The organism is Kitasatospora sp. NPDC059803, assembly GCF_042732255.1.
Taxonomy (GTDB): Bacteria; Actinomycetota; Actinomycetes; order Streptomycetales; family Streptomycetaceae; genus Kitasatospora.
The window spans coordinates 1-1,416 of sequence record NZ_JBHWIJ010000582.1 but is presented as its reverse complement, the minus strand read 5'-3'; the positions used below and the strand labels follow the sequence as shown (position 1 = coordinate 1,416).

The following is a 1,416-nucleotide window of genomic DNA, read 5'->3' as shown; positions in this document are numbered from 1 at the left end:
CCGCCGTTGTGGTCTTAAGTGTCGTCGATTATACACACGTTAACCCCCCCCCCCGCCAGCCCCCCCACCCCCCCAGCCCCCCCCCCCGCGCCCGCGGCGTGGGCCCCCTTCTGCTGCTGAGCACCCTGCTCACCGGGTGCGGCGCCGAACCCGGTGAGATCCCCCTGTCCGAGATCCAGGCGGACGCCCCCTCCACCGCACCCGAGTCGCCGACCGCCGCCGCGAGCCCCGGCGTGGTCGGCGCCGCCGCCGGAACGCCTGCGGCCCCCGCGCACAACGGTCTGATCGTCGGCGGGGAATTCCTCGACGCCGCCCGCACCACCAGCGCCATCGTGACCCTCGCACCCGACGGCACCAACTGGCACCAGGTCACCCAGCCGCCCGACCGCACCCGCGACGACCGCCCCGACTGGTCCCCGGACGGCAGCACGATCGCCTTCGACCGGACCGACCCACGGAGCGGCGCCGCCCGCCTCTGGACGGTCTCCACCACTGGCGACGGAGCCCAGCAGATCGGCCAGCTCTGCGAGACCGGCACCGCCGACTGCGCCAACGAGGACGAACGCGCCCCCGCCTACTCGCCCGACGGCAAGCAACTCGCCTTCAGCCGCTCCTGGGGCGCCCTCGACCCGGCCGACAAATACCAGGTCCAGTACTCGGACCTCTACCTGATGAGCCCCGACGGCACCGACGTCCAGCGGCTCACCTTCCTCACCAACGACAAGCCGTACTCCGGGCAGGTCAGCAACCCCAGTTGGTCCCCCGACGGCAAGCAACTCACCTTCGAGTACCGCACCAACGCCACCGGTCAGCCCGCCAACAGCCGCGCCATCTACGTCGTCGCCGCGGACGGCACCGGGCTCCGGCAACTCACCCCCTGGGAACTGCGCGCCGGAGACCGCGCCAACTGGTCCCCCGACGGCACCCAGATCCTCTTCACCACCTACCCGGCCGGCCGCGCCGACGCCCCCGGCGGCGGCATCTACACCGTCCACCCCGACGGCACCGCCATCGGCGCGCTGACCCCCGCCCCGTCCGACGTCTTCTACGGCACCGCCGCCTACGCGCCCGACGGCAAGTCCATCGTCTTCGCCCAGGACCCCGCCGGCTCCGGGGCCGACCTCTACACCATGCGGCCGGACGGGACGGGCATCGCCCGGCTCACCCACGACAGGGACGCCTGGCTGACCCGACCGGCGTGGGGAACGGCGGCGGTACCGCCTCAACCCGATGGCCGGGCGTCGGCCCAAGCACAATCGCGGCGGTGGGAAGAGGACGAAGAACTCCAGGACGAATGAACCACAACGCAGAGAACCCCCACCCGGTTTCCCGGATGGGGGTTCTCTGTGAATGATTGTTCGGCGGCGTCCTACTCTCCCACAGGGTCCCCCCTGCAGTACCATCGGCGCTGTAAGG

At 71.9% G+C, this 1,416-nt stretch carries 1 protein-coding gene; it reads left to right on the top strand.

The features are described 5' to 3' along the window. Nucleotides 1-98: 98 nt before the first annotated feature. The gene (locus ACFV6I_RS39645) at nt 99-1,298 is read left to right on the top strand and encodes a TolB family protein (protein ID WP_380431163.1); all 1,200 of its coding nucleotides are present in this window, start codon (nt 99-101) and stop codon (nt 1,296-1,298) included. The last annotated feature ends 118 nt before the right edge of the window (nt 1,299-1,416 follow it).